Below are 18,415 nucleotides of genomic sequence, written 5' to 3'. Positions count from 1 at the left end.
CGACAGACTTGATTGCTTCGCTGCGCTCGCAACGACGGAGTACGTGGCGACCCGTCGCGGCCCAACTGCGCCCCTATTCGTCCTTGCCGCGCGTGATGGCGATGGACGCCTCTGTCTTGGTGCGAGTGCATTCCATGTTGAGCCGGCGGTAGCGCATGGTGACCTTGTCGCCGCGCAATAGACCCATCCGCTTCAGGCAGCGCGTCGCTCCCGTCGTGGTGTCGTCCTTGGTCACGGTGAAGACGATCGCCGCCATCGAGCCGACCAGCGCGTAGAATTCCGGCTTCGGCTTGCGATCACCCTTGGCGTAGAGCTCGATGGAATATTTGTCGCCGCGGCAACCCACGGACAGCTCCTTGGCCGCCGGGTGCGTCAGGTAAACGACATTGGCGGCGCGAAAATTCACCTTGAGGCGATCGACCTGGCTCGCCAGCTCCTTGGCGCTGTCGTCGCAGCGATCGGCGCGGGCAGGCGAAGCCAGAGCCACAAGGCCGGTGAAGGCGGCGGCGACCAGGATCGCGCCGCGGACGTTCAGTTTCAATGTCATGATGAAAAGCCCCTTAGGGCACGCATTCAAGCGTCGGCGGACGCGAATCGCAAGGGTGGGCAGAGGCATTTCCACGAGCTGTGCCAATGCCTTCCCGTGCCGAACCTACCCCTCCCATGCGCACCGCTCCCTTTCTTTTCTGGCTAGAATGCGCTTAGAACGCTTCTATGCTGAGAGGCCCGCCACGGCCCCAAAACCCCGAGATTTGCCCCATGAACGCTCCCACCGCCTTCCCCGACCAGTCCAAGCCCGTTCCGCCCTACAAGCACACCCCGCTGTTCCCGCTGGGCAAGGACGAGACGCCCTACAAGAAGATTTCGTCCGAGGGCGTCAGGGTCGAGAAGGTGCTCGGCAAGGACATGCTGGTGGTGTCGCGCGAGGCGCTGCGGGCGCTGTCGGAGGCGGCCTTTGGCGACATCAACCACTATCTGCGCCCCGGCCATCTGAAGCAGCTCCGCGCGATCCTGGAGGACGGCGAGGCGAGCCCGAACGACAAGTTTGTCGCGCTGGACTTCTTGAAGAACGCCAATATCGCGGCTGGCGGCGTGCTGCCGATGTGCCAGGACACCGGCACCGCGATCATCATGGGCAAGAAGGGCTGCAACGTCATCACCGACGGTGACGACGAGGCGGCGCTGTCCGAAGGCGCGCGTGACGCCTACCTGCGCCGCAATTTGCGCTACTCGCAGGTCGCGCCGCTCTCGATGTACGAGGAGAAGAACACCGCCAACAACATGCCGGCGCAGTGCGAGATCTACGCCGAGGGCGATGACGCCTACAAGTTCATGTTCATGGCCAAGGGCGGCGGCTCCGCCAACAAGAGCTTCCTGTTCCAGGCCACGCCCTCGGTGCTGACCAAGGACCGGCTGCTCGCGTTCCTGAAGGAAAAGATCCTCACCCTCGGCACCGCCGCGTGCCCGCCTTATCACCTCGCCATCGTGATCGGCGGTACCTCGGCCGAGCTGTGCATGAAGACGGTGAAGCTCGCTTCGGCGCGCTATCTCGATGCGTTGCCGACGCACGGCTCGCCCGACGGCAACGCCTTCCGCGACGTCGAGATGGAGAAGGAAATCCACAAGATGACGCAGTCACTCGGCGTCGGGGCGCAGTTCGGCGGCAAGTATTTCTGCCACGACGTGCGGGTGATCCGCATGCCGCGCCACGGCGCCTCGCTGCCGATCGGGCTTGGCGTGTCCTGCTCGGCCGACCGCCAGGTGCTCGGCAAGATCACCAGGGACGGCGTCTATCTTGAGGAGCTCGAGCACAATCCCGCGCAATACCTGCCGCAGGTCGAAGAGTCGCTCGGCGGCGAGGTCGTCAAGATCGACCTCAACCAGCCGATGAAGGACATTCTGGCGACGTTCTCGAAATATCCGATCAAGACGCGGGTCTCGATGACGGGCACCATGATCGTCGCGCGCGATAGCGCCCACGCCAAGCTGCGCGAACGGCTGGAGAAGGGCGAGCCGCTGCCGGACTATTTCAAGAACCATCCGGTCTATTATGCCGGTCCCGCCAAGACGCCCGAGGGCTACGCCTCCGGCGCGTTCGGTCCGACCACCGCGGGCCGCATGGATTCCTTCGTCGACCAGTTCCAGGCTGCCGGCGGCTCGATGGTGATGGTCGCCAAGGGCAACCGCGCCCCTAGCGTGCGGGAGGCCTGCAAGAAATACGGCGGCTTCTATCTCGGCTCGATCGGCGGCGCCGCGGCGAACCTCGCCGAGCACTGCATCAAGAAGGTCGAGGTGCTCGAATATCCCGAGCTCGGCATGGAAGCGATCTGGCGCATCGAGGTCGTCGATTTTCCGGCGTTCATCATCATCGACGACAAGGGCAACGACTTCTTCAAGGAGTTGAATTTGGGCTAGTTGCTTCACCCGCACGCGCGCGGGGGAAGATGCTCGTGCCGTAACAATGATCGTCATGCCCGGGCTTGTCCCGCCTGCGCGGCCGAAGCCGCTTCGGCGAGGCGAAGGCCCGGGCATCCACGTTCTTAGTGCCGCAAAGAAGCCGTGGATGGCTGAACAACAAGCCCGGCCATGACGAAGCCAATGCTTCAGCGCCTCAACTGCAATTCGTGACCTGGTTGGAGCACAGCGCGCGCCACCAGCCGCGGACGCCGTCGTGGCTCTCGACCAGACCCCAGAGCCCACTGCAGGCGAAGATGCGCTTCGGGCCGCCGTCGGTGTCGAGCGGCCCGCCGAGCTCGCGCTGGGCCGGCATCCATTTGGCATCGATGAAGGGCGCCTGAAACAGCCCGCCCATGCGCGTGGTGCCACTGGCATAGTTCGCGCCGACCTTGTTCGAGGCGACCCAGCCGCGCCCGGCATAGGGCCTCGGCGCGCTGCGCGGATATCGCGTCTCGTCCTCATAGTCCTTGCCCGGCGGCCTCGCGTCTTCGATCAGGAACCAGCCGTCCCTGAAGCCGATGATGCGGAATTCGGTCAGCCAGCCGCCCTCGGGCGTGTTCTCGGCGCCGCCGAGCCTCAGCCGGTAGGGCGGCGGCAATGTGCCAAGCACGCGCGCCTTGATCGACGGCTCGGCGCGCACGTTGAGGCCGCTGGAATCCTTGTCGATGGACCAGGCGCCGAGATCGCAGGGCTCGGTGCCAGCAGGCAGCTTTGCGCGCTTGGCGGCGAGCTCGGCGTGCATCCCGGCGAAATCATTGTCGTCGTTATCAGGGGCCGGCCCGGTGCGCGGCTTCAGCTCGGCTGACGTCGCCCGCGTCGCGTCCGCAGTCAGCGTGACGACCAGAACCTGGCGCGCCGCAAAGACGCTCCCCGGTGTCTTCGGATCGTTCGATGTCGCGGGATAGACCGCGAGATAACCGGTCGACCCCTCGGTTCGATAAGCGGTGCCGGCAACATAGCCTGCCGGCACCAGAGCGAGCGCGCTCGCGCGCCACGCCGGTTCGCTGTCACCTGCGCGCGCGGCCTGTGCTACGGCAGACAGGACTGCCGCCGCGATGAGGAGGAGCGCACGCATCGGTGCAGCGCGCGGTTTACGCCCGCGCGCCCGTGAACGGGAAGCTGCCCATCGGGCCGATGCCCATCTCGCCACTGATGCTGTCGCCGGAGACCGTGCCGGTGAATTCGAGCGTGAGCGGCATCGGCTTGTCGATCGAGACCTTCCAGGAGACGTTGTCGCCGGAGACGGTGCCGTCGAAGATCTCGGTGGTATTGCCTTCCGCGCCCTGCGTGCCCGTGAGCGTGCCGCCAGCAGCCTTCAGGCTCAGCGTCGCCTGGCGCTCGCCCATCGGCGTCGTCATGGTCAGATTCCAGTTGCCGTCTACGGCCATTCCCGTCTCCCGAACAGATTGCGGCGGTCCGCGACGATCCGCGGCCGTCCCTGGCCGAGCCTATAGCCCAACTCGCAGCTCCTGCCTAACGCTCCGGTAGGGCATTTAGGCGCGGGCAGCGGCGCGTCGGCGGTTGGTTACGATCAGCCGCAGAACGAAGTACTGCACGGCAAAAGCCAGGATCTTGGCGCCGCCTGCGACCACCATAAGATAGAACGCCCAGAGCTTCAGATCGCCGGTGGCGGCGACTGCCATCATGCCGGCGCCGATCACGAACATCAGCGCCGCCCAAGCATAGCCCGCGATGGTGACATATTCCGGGACGGTCTCGACGATGACGGGCGGCATGTAGCGCAGCATCCAGCCGCGCTTGAGCATGATCGCGCCGATCGCGAAATGTGCGATCGAGGGTTTTGCCAGCATGAAGCGCGGATCATTGGTCAGCAGCGTGATACCGCCGAGCACGATGACCAGAGCGAGGCTCGCATAGGTCATGTAGTGGAGCGGCTGTCCCTTGAGGCGCGCATAGAGCACCTGCGCGAACGCGCCGGCAATCGCCACCGCCGTTGCGAGGATCACGTTGTCGGTGAGGAGATAGACGGCCAGGAAGATGATAACGGAGAGGAGGTCGGAGGCGAGGCGGGCGAATACGTCCTTCATCGTCATTCCTGTTTCGCGGTCGTGGGCAGGGCGCAGACTGCCGCACCCTACTTGATCCGGCGATGCCCGGCATATCACTTTGTGAAGACAACCGCGTACGAGATAGCGCATGGCAGCCCCCGACCAGAATGCCAGGCCGGGACCAGCAGCGCGGGATTCGGAACCGCAACAAGCAGAGCGCGATGCGCGAGACAGGGAGCCGCGCCGGACCACCCGTCTCTTACAATGTCAAGACGACGTAAACGACCTCCAGAAAATGAAGTGCTGCAACGAGCTGGCTGGTCATCTCGTCGACCAACCCCGTCCAGGGCAGGCGCGACACCATCGGGAGTGCGGCCGCGAGTAGAAGGCCGGCAGCGAGCAGGACGCCGCCTTCGAAGAACGTGAGGCTTCGCCGGCGCAGCCGTATCGCCAAGCATGCAAGTACGGCGCCGGCCGGGGCGATGACAGCGGTGGAATACGCGGTGATCGAGAGCATGTGCATCGGGCTTTCTTTGACCACGCAATATCCACGTGGATTCCGGGATCGCGATCTCCTCGCGCCCGTTGACGAGGGCTACGCCGCGCCGACCCAATTGCCGTGGAAGCCGTCGGGGACGCGATGTCCGAGCTGCACCAGGGCGGCAGGACCCGCCTCGATATCGGTGGCGTTGAACACGGCGAGATCGCTGCGGTTCTCCCGCGCACGCCAGACCACCGCGAGCAGCCAGCCGTCGCCTTCGGCGGCATCCCTGGATCGCTCGACGAAAACAGGCTCGGAGATGGTGTCGCCGGCCGGCAGCAGATATTGGCCGAGCCGCCTGCCGTTGCCGTCGACATGGACGATGCCCGACAGCGCGCCGAACATCGGCAGTTTCGGATTGGCGCAGGCGTACCAGCCGTGACGGCTCTTCAGCCCGGCGCGGCGATCGTCGATGCGCGGGAATTCTCCGGTGAGGTCGTCCAGGTAGGTCTGCTGGAAGCGGTCGGTATTGCCTGCGAGATCGAAGGTCCAGCGGCAATGGCGGGCGCGCGATTTCTCGGGATCGGTGGGGCGGCCGTCCGGATGCGGAAACAGCGGCGCTTCCTCGAACTGCATGACGTCGGCGACGATGCGGTTTTCGTCCTCCCACGCATTCATGACATGGAAGACGTAGCACGCTTCGGCACGAAACCAGACAATGTCCTTGGCCGTGCCGCTGCGCTTCATCACCCCGACATAGGCGCCCTTGTCCGGCTCCCAGGCATAAGGCGGCCGTCCGCTCATCGCGCGCTCCATGCTGCCCGTGATCGGCAGGATCGGAAACAGCACATGGTTCGCGGTGACGATGAAGTCGTGCACCATGCTGGCATAGGGCGCCTCAAACCGCTCGAACCGCGTCGCCTTGCCTGTTGCGTCGATCGATCCGTAGGAGAGGGCAGGCGTCAGCGGGCCCGCAGCGTTGTAGCCGAAGAACACCAGCTCGCCGGTGACGGGATCGATCTTGGGATGCGCGGTGAAACTGCCGGCGACGCGGCCCTGGTAGTTGTGATAGCCGCGCGTCGCCAGCGTGCCCGGCTCGATCTCCGTCGGCAGGTGCGCTTCTTCCAGCGCCAGCAGCTTGCCGGCGTGGAAGACGATGTTGGTGTTGGCGACGCCGCCATCGGTCAGGTTTGCCGGCGCATCCGGCAGCTTGCGGCCGAAGCCGCCGAACAGCGCGCGGCCGGCGTCGTGCTCGGCGAGCCATTTCGGCGTGCGGACCCAGCGGTTGCGGTAGCTGGCGCGCCCGTTCTCGAGATGGAAGGCGTGCAGCATCCCATCGCCGACGAACCAGTGCGCGCCGGGCGAATCGAACTGCGGATTGGGGCCGTTGCGATAGAGCGTGCCGTTCAGCTCGCGCGGCAATTCGCCGACGATCTTCAGGAAGGGCGCGTCGGCCTCGAATGGGATCGGCGCGATATTGTTGCTGCGCTCGGCCATGGCGTCGTGCTGCACGGCGAATCCTCCCTTATCTTTACATCGTAAAGATTGAGTAGACCCGATCGCAGCTTTCGTCAAGCGAAATCTTTACACTGTCAATATTGCGTCATATAGCTTGCAAATGGCCAAGACAGACACCAAGGGCGACGCGGCGCGCAGCCCGCGTGCCCTAAGAAAAACCACCTCGACCGCGGCATCGCGCGCCTCGCGGCGCGCCAGAACCGCCAAGACCGAGACGCCGTATCATCACGGCGCGCTCCGCGAGGCGCTGCTCCAGGCCGCCGAACGGGTGCTGGAGCGCGACGGGCTCGCTGGCCTGACGTTGCGCGCGGTGGCGCGCGAGGCCGGCGTCTCGCATGCCGCTCCCACCCATCATTTCGGCGACCTGACGGGCCTGCTCAGCGAGCTCGCGGCCGTCGGCTTCCGCCAGTTCAACGCGGTCATGAACGCTTCGTGCGATGCCGCCACCACGCCGCTCGAAGCCGCGCTGGCGCGGCCGAAAGCCTACATCGCCTATGCGCAGGCCCATCCTGGCATGTACGGCATCATGTTCCGCACCGAGCGGCTGGATTATTCGAGGCCGTCGCTGCACGAGGCGGCCGAGGCATCCTTCGCGGGCCTTACCAATGCGATCGGCATGATGCGGCAGGAGCAGATCAGCGGCGACGCGCTGACGCTGAACCAGGGCGCCGCGATCGCGCGAGCCTGGTCGCTGGTTCACGGCTTCACCATGCTGCTGCTCGACGGACGGCTGAAGGACATTCTCGCGCGGCTGCCGGAGGGAACGACGGCCGAGCGGCTGCTCGAGACGATGCTGACCGCTCCAGTGACCGATAAGCTGCCCGGCTCCTGATCACCAGGTGTGACGCAACTCTTGCTTTATTCAAGCGTTGATGCGCCATGGCAAAGGCATCGCGCTCTCCCTGGAAACGTGCCAACCCCCGTAAACGCGCGGGTAAGGCATCCAAGCATCTCAGTCCTGCACAGAAATCGGCGGCGAAGGCACGCGCCCGCCGCGCCGGGCGACGCTATCCCAACCTCGTGGACAACATGCGCGTGGCAGCGAAGAAGACCTCCAAGAGGAAGACGCCTTCCAAGTCGAAATCCTCCAAGGCAAAGTCTGCGAAGAAATCTGTCAGGAAAACCGGCAAGCGTAACGCAAAGAAGACCTCAAAGTCCTCGCGCAAGCGCGTCGCCTCCGCGCGCGAAAAGGATCCGCGGGGCGGGCTGACAGCAGCTGGCAGAAAGGCTTTCGCCCGCAAGCAGGGTTCCCATCTGCGACCAGGCGTCACCAAGAAACAATCCGAGATGACCCCGCAGGAAATGCGCCGGAAGGGAAGCTGGGCGGTTCGCTTCTACGGCCGCGCCAAAGTGCCACCGCTGGTCGATGCCAAGGGTCAGCCGACCCGGCACGCATTGTCGGCACATGCCTGGGGCGAGCCTGTTCCGAGGACGGTGGCAGCGGCCAGGCGCATTGCCGCGAAGGGCGAGCGCCTGCTGGCGCGCTACCGCCGCATCAAGGACAATGCCTAGCGCATTGTCGCGAGCTCGACGGCGCGGCCGCGCGCGCCGATGATCTTGACCTCGTCCTTGCCGCAAGCGAAACCGCGGGCGAGATCGTCGGCGGCCTTGCGCGCGAGCTCGTTGGCGTTCGGGTTGGCGATCCCATCGACATAGGCGACGTGGCAGACCGGACCCGGCGGCAGCCGGGTCACGACCAGCATGGCCTTGGTGTTCGGCCGACCCTGCTTGTCGGGATCGGAATTGTCGGCGATGTGCCAGCGCTGGATGATCGCGAACGGCCTTGCGCCGGCCGCGCGCCATTCGATGGTCGTCTCCGATGAATTGAACGGCCCGAACCAGACGTTGGCTGCCGGTTCCTCGGCTGCTGCCTTGCGGCTGCGCCCGACCGAGACGATCTCGCGAAGATCGTCCTCGGCGATCAGCACGATCAGGCCGTCCTTGCCCGGACAAACCCGCGTGCTGCTGCCGTCGAGCGCGCCGGGCTTGCCGATCTGCCGGCAATCTTTTGGAGCCGTCGAGGTGTAGCTGCTGCCCAGGGATTGGGCGTCGGCGCGGCTCAGACCGATGCAAGCCATCAGGACGGCGAAGCCTATTGCGGTGACACGGTTCATGTGAAGCTTTGATGGACTGGGAACTTCGTCCCATCAGACGTCTTGATTGTGGGCAAGGTTCAAACAGCGACGCGATATACCTGACAGCGGCGCGGAATCGTTCTACAAGAGCGGCTTCGCTTAAGCCGTGCGGGCCTCGTTCGCGTTCTCATTCTCCTGATCATGCCACCCACCTCGAACAAACCTTATCGCGTCGGCCGCTCCAAGACCGGGCTCGGCCTCTTCGCCACCAAGCCGATCAAGAAGGGGACCCGGATCATCCGCTATTTCGGACCGATCCTGGACTCGCGCATTCCCGAGCAGGACGAAATCGAGAACAAATATCTGTTCGAGCTCAACGGGCGCTGGACCATCGACGGATCGGTGCGCAAGAACCTCGCGCGCTACATCAACCATTCCTGCCGCCCCAACGCGGAATCGGACGTCCGCCCGCGCGAGCGCAAGGTCTATATCCGCGCCATCAGGAACATCGAGCCGGGCGACGAGATCAACTACGATTACGGCACCGACTATTTCAAAGCCTATCTGAAGCCGATCGGCTGCAAGTGCGATTCCTGCGAGAAGAAGCGCAAGAAGCTGCGCGCCGAGGCGAGGGCGGAAGCCGCCAAGGTGAAGGCGCGGGCCGAGCGCAAGGCGCAGAAGGCGGGCGCGAAAAGCACGGCTACGAAAAAGAAGAAGCTGAACGGCAAGCACTTCCCCGGCAAGGTCGGTCGCGCCAAGGCGTAGCCTCGCGCAGCACCCACCGGCTTTCACGAGTCCCCCTGATTGATCCTCAGGCTGCCGGCTGAAATGCAGCGGAGTCTCCACCACTCCATCATTGCGAGCGAAAGCGACTTGTCCGCCGAAGCCTTGGCGAAGGCGGAAGCAATCCAGAATCCAACCGCGGAAAGACTCTGGATTGCTTCGCTACGCTCGCAATGACGCTGTTGATACAGCGCGTTCAGATGTCTGACCGTCACCCTGAGGCGGCCCGCCTCTTCGGCGGCCCTCGAAGGGGGCGGCCCGCTTGCATCGAGGTCGTTCATACTTCGAGGCTCGCTGCGCGAGCGCCTCTGGCCCCGTAGGTTGAATTGAGCCCTTGCGAAACCCATCGCTTTTCCGCGCCACTCGCCGTACTCGCTGCCTACCGGCGAGGCGTCGGGCAAAACACCCAAAATCTGTCAATCTCGGCGCGCAGAAATATATCGCTTTTCCGAATTTCGGATTTGTGGCATGTGTTGCCTATCCCGGCCCTGCCAGAGGGGCGCTTCGCGATCGTCACGAGATGCGGGCCGGGGTGCGGTGGACGCGGTAGCGCCGGCGCGATTGGCTTGAGGACAGGGCGGGCAACCGTGAGTCTCAGGCGATGCGCATACGACACGGCGCGGTCACAGCGGTTTGGTCGATGGTCTGGGGTGCGCACACCAAGCCCCGGGCGCTGAGGCCAAATCGTCCGCGGACGGAGAAGTCGTGTGGTCCTGACGCCCGGGGTCTGTGCGTCAAGGCTTGCGGTGATGCGGCGGCCCGACCGGGTGCGCGCATCAGAGAAGCCGCAAGGCGACGGGGGCAATAGTGCAACGCTCCCCGAGGAGAGCACGAAGGACACCGTTAAAACCATCCGCGCAGGGAAGGCCGGGCGACCGGCAACACCTGTGGTCCACCCCGTGTGCATGTCCTTGTACACGGACTCGGGTGCCACCGGCGCCCGGCCTTCCCTGCGCCCTCCGGCAACCGAAGGGCGCAAGCAACGAAGCAAAGCTCGGGCGAAATCCGCTGCGAGAACGCGAGGTCATGCATGCATCCGGATACGATCCGATATGACGAAGCCGTCGCGTTCCCCGGTTTGCGCCGCGGAGCCGCCACGAAGCGATCACGCCGCGACGGCGCGCCCGCTCCTCTTCAAACCCACATATTGCAGCTCGGCGAATACGCCGGTGGCGATGGCTTGCGCGACGACCATGAGCTCGCCGGCGAGGTTCGGCGACACCGCGCCCGAGAGCAGCAGCGCGATGCTGCCGACGGTCCAAGCGGCATTGCCGATCACGACCAGCAGCACCAGCGACTTCGCGACCGTGGCCCGCGAGGCGAGCCAGCCGACCAGGGCGGTGTAGGCAATCAGGAACAGGCCGCTCTCGCGCAGCAGCGCTTCGGGCAGGTTGAACAGCGCAGCGAAAGCGCTCGCGCCGAAGGTGAAGCCGAGCGCGGCGACGCCGCTGAAGAGGGCGTCGGCGAAGAGGGCGCGGCGCAGGAAGGTGGATGCATCGATCATCTCAGGTCTCCTTGGTTGGGCTGGGGTGGAACTTTAGCGCCGACCGCGCCACCAGGCGCGGAGCAGACGGGCGAGCCGGAACGGGCAGAGGCTCCTGCCGACGCCGTGCTCGAAGGCGATGACCTGCGCGACCACATAGTCGCCGGTCGAATGCAGCAGCGGCTCCGGCATGTTGAGGCTGCGCGCCAGCATCCGGGTTGCGAACGCCATGGCCCAGGGCAAGACGTGGTCTGCGACGGTCCGGTAGAGCAGCAACGCGATCATGGTCATCTCCTGTTGCGACCAAAGATGCGCGTGCTCGTCCCCCATTTCGATTACCTCGGTGGTAATGGAAGCGCCTAAATTCGCGTGCTAGTTTTTGATCATGAACGCACATGCATCCACCGTACGTACCGAACGCAGCCAGCCGGTCCATATCGGCGACCATTTGCGGGAATGGCGGCAGCGCCGCCGCATGAGCCAGCTCGATCTTGCCGGCGAAGCCGAAATCTCGGCGCGGCATTTGAGCTTCGTCGAGACCGGTCGCGCCGCGCCCTCGCGCGACATGGTGCTCAGGCTCGCCGAGCGGCTCGACGTGCCCTTGCGCGAACGCAACGTGCTGCTGGTCGCAGCCGGTTTCGCTCCGGCCTTTCCGCAGCGCCCGCTGGAGGATCCCGCCTTGAAATCAGCCCGTGCGGCGATCGACCTCGTCTTGAAAGCACATGAGCCCAATCCGGCGCTCGCGGTGGACCGGCACTGGAACCTGGTCTCCGCCAACCGCATGGTGGCGCCGCTGCTCGACGGCATCCCGCAGCATCTGCTCGGCCAGCCCGTCAACGTGCTGAGGCTGGCTTTCCATCCCGAGGCGCTGGCACCGCGCACGGTCAATCTCGCCGAGTGGTGCGGGCATCTCCTGGAACGGCTGCACCGGCAGTGCGAGGCGACGGCCGATCCGGAGCTGATCAAGCTGTACAACGATCTGAAGAGCTATCCGATTCCGGCGCGCTCGGCGCCGCTGCCAGCCGACAACGTCGCGATCCCCTTCAAGCTGAGGCATGGCGGGGAGATCCTCAGCTTCTTCTCCACCACCATGGTGTTCGGCACGCCGGTCGACATAACCCTGTCGGAGTTGGCGCTGGAGACGTTCTTTCCGGCGGACGAGCGCACCGCCGAACGGCTGAAGCAGATGGCGGCCGGGCTGCGCTAGCGCCGTTTACAGGACGGAGCAGCGCTCGCATAATCGGCGGATGGACACACGCTCCTTCCGGCGATTGCGGCCGGCCAATCCCATCGGCGATCTCCTGCGCGGCTGGCGCACCCGTCGTGCATTGAGCCAGGCGGAGCTGGCGTTCGAGGCCGGCATTTCGGTCAAGCATCTGAGCTATGTCGAGACCGGAAAGGCGGCGGCCAGCCGGGACATCCTGCTGCAGCTCGCGTCCGCGCTCGATCTGTCGTTGCGCGATCGCAATGCGCTGCTCGAGGCCGGCGGCTTCGCGCGGCAATATGGCGAGCGCGATCTGTCGGCGCCGGAGCTTGCCGAGGCGCGGCGTGCCATCGACCTGCTGCTCAGCCGTCACGAGCCGTTCCCGGCGATCGTCACCGACCGGCGCTGGAACGTGATGCAGGCCAATCGCGCCGCCGCGCGCCTGATGACCATGCTGCTTGGCCCTCTCCGCATGCAGCGCCCGCTCAACCACATGCGCATGTTCCTCGCTGCCGACGAACTCAAGCCTTTCGTCGAGAACTGGTCGATTGTCGCAGCCGCGCTGCTGGCGCGGGCGCGGCATGAGGCGATGGCCGCGCCGCTCGATGAGGCCCTGCAATCGACCTGGCGCGAATTGATGCGGCTGCCGCAGCTGCCTGAGGCGACCGAGGACAACGCGGCCCCGGGGCCGCTCTGCGAGGTGCGCCTGCGCAAGGGCGATATCGGCGTTGGTTTGATCGGTGCGGTGCTGACGCTCGGCACCCCGCAGGACGTCACGCTGCAGGAGCTTCGCGTCGAGATGTTCATGCCTGTTGATGCCGCCTCCGAGGCCGCCTTGGTCGCGCTTGCAGATCAGGACGCTTGAGCCTGCACGGCTTCGCGCCGCTCGAAGCTCATGGCCTGCATCACCTCCGCGAACGGCCCGTTGCGGTCACTCAGTGTCGCCGTGGTGAGGCCCGCGCCATGGGCGCCGACGCGCGTCGCGGCGCGGATCAGGATCCATTCGCCCTCGGGCGGACGGAAGAAATAGAGGCTGATCTCCGGGTTGATGAAGGTCCATTGGCGCATGTCGACGATCTGCGCGACGCCGCTGGAGAAGTCCGCGGCCTGCACCGCCTGGAGCAACGGCGTGTTGGGTTCGCCCTCGACCAGCGGCGCATCGAGCCGCATCCAGGCTGCCGCCGGGCCCGGCTTCTCCAGGGCGCCCTCGATGAGGCGCACCGACACATTCTGGAAATAGCGGCTCCATTTCTGCGCAAAGGCGGGCGGCGGGCTGCCGGCCTCGGGACCACTGTCGGGGGCCAAGGGCCTCGCGAATGGATCGATGGGCGACTCGCCGCTCGGCGCCGTCAGCAGCGCCGTGCAGCGGCCGATCTCGGTCTCGCCGTCCATCAGCCGCACCTGCAGGGTCTTGGCCTTGCGACCGTCGCGCAGCAGCTCGCTGACCGCCCTGAACAGGCGCAGGCCCGCCGGCCGCCACAGATCGAAGGTCAGACGCCGCACCGCAAAGCCGGATTTGGCGGCGAGGCGCTCGACCTCGCGGGTCATCAGCGCGGTGGTGGCGCTTCCCTGCAGCATGTCCGGCGACCACGGCCCGCCGGCATGCTCGGTGGCCCGGAACAGATCGCCTTCCGGCTCGAAAATGGCGTTCATCGCGGTCTCCTCTTTGGGCTTGATCGTGGCCGTGAGTATCGGGGCGGGGAGAACCGGTCACAATAACCGCAGAGGTGAAGTCGTGAGCCATGCAGGACGGGTGCCTTGCGCCGCCTCCGGTTCGGCCTATGTTCGGGCGGACCCTCGAAGTGCCCGAAGGAGGCGCCTGACATGAGCACGCTGAAACCGCTCCAGATCGACGTCGTCTCTGATGTGGTCTGCCCCTGGTGCTATATCGGCAAGCATCGCATCGAGAGCGCGCTGGCGCTGGTGCCTGACGTTCCGGTCAAGCTCAATTTCCGTCCCTTCTTCCTCAATCCCTGGGTGCCGCGCGAGGGCATCAGCCGCGAGGCCTATCTCACCCAGAAGTTCGGCTCGGTCGAAGCCTATAAGGGCATTGCGGGACGCGTCGTCGCGGCCGCGAGCGAGGAGGGGCTCCTCTACAAGCCCGAGCTCGTCGCGCGCCAGCCCAACACGACCGACTGCCACCGCCTGATCCTCTGGGCGGACGCGATCGGCAAGGCGCCCGAGATGAAGCAGCGCCTGATGGAGCTGTATTTCCGCGACGGCGGCGATCTCACCGACGTGAACGTGCTGGTGCAGGCAGCGGCCGACATCGGCCTCGATGCCGACGACGTGCGCAAGCGCCTCGCCACCGACGAGGACGTCGCGCGCGTCTCGGCAGATGCGCAGGAAGCCGCCGACAAGGGCATCTCCGGCGTGCCAACCTATGTCTTTGCGCAGAAGTACGCCGTCTCCGGCGCGCAGGATCCAAACCTGCTTGCCCGCGCCATCCGCCAGGTCTCCGAGGAGATCAACGCGCAGGCGGCGGAGTAGCTTTCTATTTTCGGAGCCGGCGAACCACGCCGCGCGCGGCCTCGTGCGCGGCGTTGAGGCCGACCAGCGCGCCGTGAATGAGCGCCACGACCGGGTCGTGCCGCCGTAGCGGGATCAGCACATCGCCGATCGCGAGGCGTCCGCGCCAGATCGGGTTGATCATGGGGTGATCGGCATTCGCCGTCGAGTCCGCGCTGGCGACGGCGGGGTCGGCGCAGAGATGGCGGGTGAGGTCGAGCGTGAGCTGCACGCCCGGCGAATATTTTGCAAAGCGCTCGTCGATCCCGAGCTTGAAGAAGAAGGCACGATCCTGATGGCGCAACACGATGCCGGCGGCAATCGGCGTCGCGCCGGCGCGAAGGGTGACGATCTCGCACTGCGCGGTCTCTGCCAGCGCGGGCACTGCGCGGCGGATGAAGGTTGCGTCGCCCGCGTGCTGAACCAGCGCGGTGCCCCGCTTGCCCTTCCAGCCGCTCGCTTCGAGCTGCAGAAAGGTTTCGAGCGCACGTCCGATCTGGTCGGTGCTGCGCGCAACCTCGAACACGACGGGGCCGTGCTCCTCGAGACGGTGACGCTGGCGCCGCAGCTCCTTGAGCTTCTTGGCGCCGAGCGCCTCGCGCAACAGTGCGTCTCCATCCTGCGTCGCATCGAGGCTGGCGCGGATGTAGGAGCTGAGGATTCTCGGCTTCAGGCGGTCGCGCTTCAGCACCTGCTTGAGTGATGCCATGGCTGCGCCGTCGAGCGCGACGTCGGTCAGCACGAGCGCATGCGCGCCGGCCTCGCGCGCCTGCTGCAGCAGACGCGCAGCGGCTTCGAGCGGAGCGTCGCGGTCGAGCAGCGGGCTGCACAGCGTGCCATAGGGATGCGCGCTCACCAGGGCGGGCAGGGGAATCTTCAAAGCGCGCCAGAGTGAGACCACCGGCATCAGGCCGATCAGCCGGGCCGAAGTGCCGTCAAATGCGGCTAGCGCCAAGGCATCCGTGCGACCGCGCGCAGTTGCGCTGACGGCGAGCTCCCAGGCGGGCAGGTAATATCCGTTCGGCTCGATCGCCCGCTGCGCCAGCGCGCGCCATTGGCCGGTGTCGACGGCCGCAAGCGGAACAGGCGCGCGCGCCATCGCGGCATCCCTTGCCGATGCCGGATTGATCGCAGCCTGATGCGCGATGTCGACCACGTCCCGTCGTCCCCGTTCACGCGAGCTGAGCCCGTGCCACCGGTCATGCTTAGCGCAAAGATTGGAAAATACCGTTGGCACGCCGCCGCAATTCGAGCGGTAGTGTTAACATTCCATTCAGCATCCGGCCGGGGGTGACCCTGAGGAATCGTGGCTAGTCTCCCGGCACGAAATGATCGCGGGTGCTCGCGCGGCCGCCGCTGGCGGTATCGGTGATGGTGATCTCGATGTCGCGGGAGGTCTTCGGCAGGTCGCTGGGCCCGATCTGTACCGACAGCCTGACCTCGCGGGTCTGATCCTGCCCGACCTCGATGATGGGCTTGCCGCCAGGTTCCGCCTCGATGCCGGCGACGCGAATGGTCGCGCCCGGCAGACCGGAGACTTCGAGCGCAAACGATCGCTGTGCACTCTTGTTGAGGATACGCACGGTGTAGTCGTTGCGCACGCCGCCGTCCGAAAGCTGGACGAAGAGGGGATTGCGCTCGTGCAGCACGTTGACGTCCATCGTCGCGCGAGTGGCGAGAGTGTACAGCATGATGCTGCCCACAATGGCGATGGCCGCGGCATAGATCAGCGTGCGCGGACGGATGATGCGGTAGATCGCCGGCTTGCCCTCGCGTCGGCGCTGCATGTTGATGTCGGTGTCGTAGCCGATCAGGCCCTGGGGCCGGCCGATCTCGCGCATGACGTTGTCGCAGGCGTCGATGCACAGGCCGCACTGGATGCAGCCGAGCTGGATGCCGTGGCGGATGTCGACGCCGGTCGGGCAGACATTGATGCACTGATGGCAGTCGACGCAATCGCCGGCGGGATCGCCATGGGCGCGCGCGGCATCCGCCTTCTTCACCGACATGCGCGGCTCGCCGCGGTCACGCCGATAGGTGACGTTGAGCGCCCATTCGTCGGTCAGCGCCGCCTGGATCCGCGGCCACGGGCACATGTAGATGCACATCTGCTCCCGGGCGTGACCGGCAAAGACATAGGTCGTGGCGGTGAGGATGCCGATCCAGAGATAGGCGATGAACGGGGCCTGGAAGGTCGCGAGCTCCTTCACCAGCGTCGGCGCGTCGGAAAAGTAGAGCACCCAGGCGCCGCCGGTCCACCAGGCGATCATGATCCAGAGGAAGTGCTTGAGCGCGACCTTGCGAAGATGGTCGAACGTCCAGTAGCGCTTGTCGCCCTGCATGCGTTCGCGCCGGTCGCCCTCGACCCAACGCTCGACCGCGTAGAACAGGTCGGTCCACACCGTCTGCGGGCACATGTAGCCGCACCACAGCCGTCCCGCGACCGCGTTCATCAGGAACAGAATCATCGCCGCGATGATGAGGAGACCGGTGAAATAATAGACCTCCTGCGGCCACAGCTCGATGAAGTAGAAGTAAAAGCGCCGATGCGGGAAGTCGATCAGCACGGCCTGGTCGGGCAGGCCGGGTCCGCGATTCCAGCGCACGAACGGCAGCAGATAATAGGTCCCGAGCGTGACGCACAGGATCGCCCATTTGATGCGGCGGAAAGGGCCACGCACCGATTGCGGATAGACCTTCCTCCGCTTCTCGTAGAGAGGTCCCTCGATGAAGGTGTCGTCGGTCATCCCATGCTCCCCGCGTTTTGCGAAGGCGAGAGTCCGACTTGCCGGCGCAGAAGAGCCGGCAAAGAATCTCCAGCACTGCGCGGACTTTCGGGCTCGCGATGTTGTAGTATATCGTTTGGCCGTCACGCTTTGGTTTGACCAAGCTCAATGCGCGCATCTTTCCGAGATGCTGGGATAGCGCGGCCATGGTATTTGCGCCCTACGCAAGGGCGCTCTCGCTCAGGAGAGGTCATGGTCACGACGTCTTTTACGCCGATCGCGTCGCTCGTTGGCGGGGCGATGATTGGCCTCGCGGCCGTTCTGCTGATGTGGGCAACGGGTCGGATCGCCGGCGTCAGCGGCATCGCGGCGCGGCTGTTTCCGCCCTATGAGGACAGCGAACTCGCTGGGCGCCTTGCCTTCGTCGCCGGTCTTGCTGCTGCGCCCGTGCTGGTCCGGCTCGTCACCGGAGGTCTGCCGGAGCAGACGATCGCGGCGGGGCCGGCCCTCCTGATCATCGGCGGATTGCTCACGGGTTTCGGTTCGGTGTGGGGCAGCGGCTGCACCTCGGGCCACGGCGTTTGCGGCCTGTCGCGGCTGTCGGTGCGCTCGCTGGTTGCGACCATCACCTTCATGGCCGCCGGCATGGCGACCGTGTTCTTGATGCGGCACTGGAACTGACGGCGATGGCAATCCTGGTTCAATTCGCGATTGGACTGATCTTCGGCCTCGGCCTCATCGTCTCCGGCATGTCGAACCCCGCAAAGGTGCTGAACTTCCTGGACGTCGCCGGCATTCAGGCAGGGACATGGGATGCAAGCCTCGCCTTCGTGATGGCGGGCGCGGTGGCCGTGACCTTCGTCGGCTTCAGCCGCGTTCTCAAGCTTCCGCGTCCATTCTTCGCTGATCGATTCTATTTGCCGACGCGGCGAGACATCGATCCCAGGATCGTCGCAGGTCCGGCGATCTTCGGCATCGGCTGGGGGCTGGTAGGCTTTTGCCCGGGGCCGGCGCTGACCGCGCTCGGATTTGGCTCGCTCTCCGCCGTCATCTTTGTCGTGGCGATGTGCGCCGGCATGGTGCTCGCCCGCTTCATCGCTCAGCTGCCGTCATCGACGCGCTACATCACGCCGGCCGATCCACTCGAAACCTGAGGTCACGGGACCGGGCG

Annotated in this window: 23 protein-coding genes and 1 pseudogene; 9 read left to right on the top strand and 15 right to left on the bottom strand. The window is 65.6% G+C overall.

The window, feature by feature from the left end; translation table 11 throughout:
• Positions 1-73: 73 nt before the first annotated feature.
• Complete coding sequence (locus N2605_RS22680; RefSeq protein WP_036013057.1) at positions 74-547, bottom strand: hypothetical protein; 474 nt, start codon at positions 545-547, stop codon at positions 74-76.
• 212 nt (positions 548-759) lie between these two features.
• Between N2605_RS22680 and N2605_RS22675 the strand changes: the two genes are divergently transcribed.
• The gene (locus tag N2605_RS22675) at positions 760-2,415 is read left to right on the top strand and encodes a fumarate hydratase (RefSeq protein WP_036027899.1); all 1,656 of its coding nucleotides are present in this window, start codon (positions 760-762) and stop codon (positions 2,413-2,415) included.
• A gap of 196 nt (positions 2,416-2,611) precedes the next feature.
• On the opposite strand, the gene N2605_RS22670 is transcribed toward N2605_RS22675, so the two are convergent.
• The 5 genes from N2605_RS22670 to N2605_RS22650 form a co-directional block, all read right to left on the bottom strand.
• Positions 2,612-3,532 carry an SH3 domain-containing protein gene (locus tag N2605_RS22670; RefSeq protein WP_225150555.1) on the bottom strand — a complete coding sequence of 307 codons (921 nt, stop codon included), beginning with the start codon at positions 3,530-3,532 and terminating at the stop codon, positions 2,612-2,614.
• A 16-nt stretch (positions 3,533-3,548) separates the two neighbouring features.
• Positions 3,549-3,845 (bottom strand): hypothetical protein, encoded by a 297-nt coding sequence (locus N2605_RS22665; protein ID WP_036013050.1) that lies wholly within the window; start codon positions 3,843-3,845, stop codon positions 3,549-3,551.
• 105 nt (positions 3,846-3,950) lie between these two features.
• Positions 3,951-4,505, bottom strand: coding sequence for an inner membrane-spanning protein YciB (locus tag N2605_RS22660; RefSeq protein WP_036013049.1), 555 nt, complete (start codon positions 4,503-4,505; stop codon positions 3,951-3,953).
• Positions 4,506-4,725: 220 nt separating this feature from the next.
• The gene (locus N2605_RS22655) at positions 4,726-4,989 is read right to left on the bottom strand and encodes a hypothetical protein (RefSeq protein WP_036043814.1); all 264 of its coding nucleotides are present in this window, start codon (positions 4,987-4,989) and stop codon (positions 4,726-4,728) included.
• A 72-nt stretch (positions 4,990-5,061) separates the two neighbouring features.
• The gene (locus N2605_RS22650; RefSeq protein ID WP_225124704.1) at positions 5,062-6,459 is read right to left on the bottom strand and encodes a carotenoid oxygenase family protein; all 1,398 of its coding nucleotides are present in this window, start codon (positions 6,457-6,459) and stop codon (positions 5,062-5,064) included.
• Positions 6,460-6,565: 106 nt separating this feature from the next.
• Here N2605_RS22650 and N2605_RS22645 point away from each other — a divergent pair, with 106 nt between their 5' ends.
• Positions 6,566-7,297: a TetR/AcrR family transcriptional regulator gene (locus N2605_RS22645; RefSeq protein WP_225124705.1), complete on the top strand. Its 732-nt coding sequence runs from the start codon at positions 6,566-6,568 to the stop codon at positions 7,295-7,297.
• 175 nt (positions 7,298-7,472) lie between these two features.
• Here N2605_RS22645 and N2605_RS22640 read toward each other — a convergent pair whose 3' ends face one another.
• The gene (locus tag N2605_RS22640; RefSeq protein ID WP_225114263.1) at positions 7,473-7,706 is read right to left on the bottom strand and encodes a hypothetical protein; all 234 of its coding nucleotides are present in this window, start codon (positions 7,704-7,706) and stop codon (positions 7,473-7,475) included.
• On the opposite strand from N2605_RS22640, the gene N2605_RS22635 reads away from it, so the two are divergent.
• Positions 7,672-7,977 carry a DUF6321 domain-containing protein gene (locus tag N2605_RS22635; RefSeq protein ID WP_225125314.1) on the top strand — a complete coding sequence of 102 codons (306 nt, stop codon included), beginning with the start codon at positions 7,672-7,674 and terminating at the stop codon, positions 7,975-7,977. The genes N2605_RS22640 and N2605_RS22635 overlap by 35 nt on opposite strands.
• Here the strand turns inward: N2605_RS22635 and N2605_RS22630 are convergent.
• Complete coding sequence (locus N2605_RS22630; RefSeq protein WP_225124707.1) at positions 7,974-8,579, bottom strand: hypothetical protein; 606 nt, start codon at positions 8,577-8,579, stop codon at positions 7,974-7,976. The genes N2605_RS22635 and N2605_RS22630 overlap by 4 nt on opposite strands.
• A gap of 162 nt (positions 8,580-8,741) precedes the next feature.
• On the opposite strand from N2605_RS22630, the gene N2605_RS22625 reads away from it, so the two are divergent.
• A complete protein-coding gene (locus N2605_RS22625; protein WP_225124709.1) occupies positions 8,742-9,305 on the top strand; it encodes an SET domain-containing protein in 564 nt (187 codons plus the stop codon).
• A 23-nt stretch (positions 9,306-9,328) separates the two neighbouring features.
• On the opposite strand, the gene N2605_RS22620 is transcribed toward N2605_RS22625, so the two are convergent.
• From N2605_RS22620 to N2605_RS22610, 3 genes are all read right to left on the bottom strand, one after another.
• Positions 9,329-9,604, bottom strand: coding sequence for a hypothetical protein (locus N2605_RS22620; RefSeq protein WP_225124711.1), 276 nt, complete (start codon positions 9,602-9,604; stop codon positions 9,329-9,331).
• Positions 9,605-10,428: 824 nt separating this feature from the next.
• Entirely contained in the window at positions 10,429-10,827 is a 399-nt protein-coding gene (locus N2605_RS22615; RefSeq protein ID WP_225124713.1) for a hypothetical protein, read from the bottom strand.
• 33 nt (positions 10,828-10,860) lie between these two features.
• Positions 10,861-11,091: a hypothetical protein gene (locus N2605_RS22610; RefSeq protein WP_192893150.1), complete on the bottom strand. Its 231-nt coding sequence runs from the start codon at positions 11,089-11,091 to the stop codon at positions 10,861-10,863.
• A gap of 100 nt (positions 11,092-11,191) precedes the next feature.
• On the opposite strand from N2605_RS22610, the gene N2605_RS22605 reads away from it, so the two are divergent.
• Positions 11,192-12,013, top strand: a complete 822-nt coding sequence (locus N2605_RS22605) for a helix-turn-helix domain-containing protein (protein WP_225124715.1) — start codon at positions 11,192-11,194, stop codon at positions 12,011-12,013.
• A 40-nt stretch (positions 12,014-12,053) separates the two neighbouring features.
• The gene (locus N2605_RS22600; RefSeq protein WP_225124716.1) at positions 12,054-12,875 is read left to right on the top strand and encodes a helix-turn-helix domain-containing protein; all 822 of its coding nucleotides are present in this window, start codon (positions 12,054-12,056) and stop codon (positions 12,873-12,875) included.
• Here the strand turns inward: N2605_RS22600 and N2605_RS22595 are convergent.
• Complete coding sequence (locus tag N2605_RS22595; protein WP_225124717.1) at positions 12,863-13,663, bottom strand: thioesterase family protein; 801 nt, start codon at positions 13,661-13,663, stop codon at positions 12,863-12,865. The genes N2605_RS22600 and N2605_RS22595 overlap by 13 nt on opposite strands.
• A 171-nt stretch (positions 13,664-13,834) precedes the next feature.
• Between N2605_RS22595 and N2605_RS22590 the strand changes: the two genes are divergently transcribed.
• Entirely contained in the window at positions 13,835-14,500 is a 666-nt protein-coding gene (locus N2605_RS22590; RefSeq protein WP_225150551.1) for a DsbA family oxidoreductase, read from the top strand.
• A gap of 4 nt (positions 14,501-14,504) precedes the next feature.
• Here N2605_RS22590 and N2605_RS22585 read toward each other — a convergent pair whose 3' ends face one another.
• The 3 genes and pseudogenes from N2605_RS22585 to N2605_RS22575 form a co-directional block, all read right to left on the bottom strand.
• A complete protein-coding gene (locus N2605_RS22585) occupies positions 14,505-15,674 on the bottom strand; it encodes a GNAT family N-acetyltransferase (RefSeq protein WP_225150549.1) in 1,170 nt (389 codons plus the stop codon).
• A gap of 154 nt (positions 15,675-15,828) precedes the next feature.
• Positions 15,829-17,265, bottom strand: coding sequence for a cytochrome c oxidase accessory protein CcoG (gene ccoG / locus N2605_RS22580; protein ID WP_225150547.1), 1,437 nt, complete (start codon positions 17,263-17,265; stop codon positions 15,829-15,831).
• A gap of 43 nt (positions 17,266-17,308) precedes the next feature.
• Positions 17,309-17,449 (bottom strand): annotated as a pseudogene (locus tag N2605_RS22575) (ArsR/SmtB family transcription factor); the annotation flags it as partial.
• Between the two features lie 47 nt (positions 17,450-17,496).
• Here N2605_RS22575 and N2605_RS22570 point away from each other — a divergent pair.
• Both N2605_RS22570 and N2605_RS22565 read left to right on the top strand, forming a co-directional pair.
• Complete coding sequence (locus tag N2605_RS22570) at positions 17,497-17,925, top strand: YeeE/YedE family protein (protein ID WP_036013017.1); 429 nt, start codon at positions 17,497-17,499, stop codon at positions 17,923-17,925.
• Positions 17,926-17,930: 5 nt separating this feature from the next.
• Entirely contained in the window at positions 17,931-18,398 is a 468-nt protein-coding gene (locus N2605_RS22565; RefSeq protein ID WP_036013015.1) for a DUF6691 family protein, read from the top strand.
• The last annotated feature ends 17 nt before the right edge of the window (positions 18,399-18,415 follow it).

Origin of the sequence: Bradyrhizobium yuanmingense (genome assembly GCF_025200905.1) — a bacterium.
Classification (GTDB): Bacteria; Pseudomonadota; Alphaproteobacteria; order Rhizobiales; family Xanthobacteraceae; genus Bradyrhizobium; species Bradyrhizobium yuanmingense.
This window is presented reverse-complemented; position numbering and strand designations above follow the sequence as displayed.